Raw genomic sequence first — 1382 nt, 5'->3', positions numbered from 1 at the left:
GTAGATACCGGTTTTTCTGCAACTGTAGTTGATGATGAGGTGGACTATGAGCAGGTTAACGGTGATGGACCTTATCTTGAAGGAAAAATTACTATTAAATAATTTCATTCATAAAAAGGAGGTATTACTGTCATGAAAAAAATACTATTAAGTATAATTACTCTTTCACTTCTCTGTGGTTGCTCCACAAAGAAAGTAAAAGATGAAGTGCATACAGTAACTATCACTGATAAGAAAAAATCATTAACTCTCAATTATCACCTAAGCGGAGGTAAAATTATTAAGTCATATAAGTATGATAAATCCAGAAAAAGTCCAGATGATCCTAATCTCTATCATCCGGTATTAAAGAAAAAAGATGTAATATTTCTTGGCTGGACAAATAATATATCTTCGGAAGCTAAATATAGATTTTATGTAAAAGGATTTACATATTTTGAAAAGAAAAAAATAGATTATTATCCTGTTTTCGGGAAATTTTTAGTAGTACAGAAAGGGAATCAAATTCACTTAAGAATAGAAAATATTCCTTTCAGTAATTATAAATATTATCGTTATGCTCTTTGTTTTAATAAAAAAAAGAAAAAAGAACATAGCTTAACTGAACCAATTTACTTTGAAACAGGAGTTAATCATATTTATCCTCCAAAATATTGGGGATTCAAGAATATAAAAGGATCCATTACCAGAAATGCTATTGACTATACTTTTGAATTAGAAGAAAAAGGAATTTTCTATTATACTTTCTATGTTGATTCTGATGCATCTCGTTATCTTCTGGATGATGATTTAGATCGTGAAGAATTTATACCAAGTGGTCCTTATCTTGAAGGAAAAATTACTATTAAATAATTTCATTCATAAAAAGGAGGTTCTCCTGTCATGAAAAAGATACTATTAAGTATAATTATTCTTTCACTTCTCTGTGGATGCTCCACAGAAAAAGTAAAGGATGAAGTACATACAGTGACTCTTTCTCACAAGAATCGCAAGCAGACACTGCGTTATCATCTCAATGGCGGTAAAGTTGTAAAAGATTATCACTTCAACAATTCAAAAAAATTAAGTATCTATGACTATGCCCTTACTCATCCTGTGCTGGAGAAGAAAGGTGTTATTTTCCTTGGATGGACAACAAATGATCAGTCACTAGATCAACGCTATCATGTTTGGAAAGAAGATAATCCTCAGCTTTTTGGTCGCAATACCTTTGATTACTATGCAGTATATGGGAAATTCACTGTCAGCCAGAAAGGAAACAAGGTACGTTTCATAGTTGACAACATTCCTTACAGCAACTACTCTTACTACTATTATTGCCTATTATTCAATAAAACAAGAAAAACAAGCTATACAAGCGATGAGTATACTACCTATGATGC

At 31.2% G+C, this 1382-nt stretch carries 2 protein-coding genes; both read left to right on the top strand.

Annotated elements, in window-relative coordinates; genetic code table 11:
• Nucleotides 1-132 precede the first annotated feature (132 nt).
• Nucleotides 133-852 carry a hypothetical protein gene (locus tag HMPREF9943_RS01615; RefSeq protein WP_004801445.1) on the top strand — a complete coding sequence of 240 codons (720 nt, stop codon included), beginning with the start codon at nucleotides 133-135 and terminating at the stop codon, nucleotides 850-852.
• Nucleotides 853-882: 30 nt separating this feature from the next.
• On the top strand, nucleotides 883-1382 hold a 500-nt coding region (locus tag HMPREF9943_RS10150; RefSeq protein WP_004801443.1), incomplete at its 3' end, for a hypothetical protein.

It is taken from the genome of Eggerthia catenaformis OT 569 = DSM 20559 (assembly GCF_000340375.1).
GTDB classification, from domain to species: domain Bacteria; phylum Bacillota_I; class Bacilli_A; order Erysipelotrichales; family Coprobacillaceae; genus Eggerthia; species Eggerthia catenaformis.
Note: the sequence above shows the minus strand (reverse complement) of the source record. Positions and strands in the feature narration are given on the sequence as shown.

What these genes read in the sequence shown, in the direction of transcription:
- HMPREF9943_RS01615 (WP_004801445.1), top strand. Translation starts at nt 133, where the DNA reads ATGAAAAAAATACTATTAAGTATAATTACTCTTTCACTTCTCTGTGGT.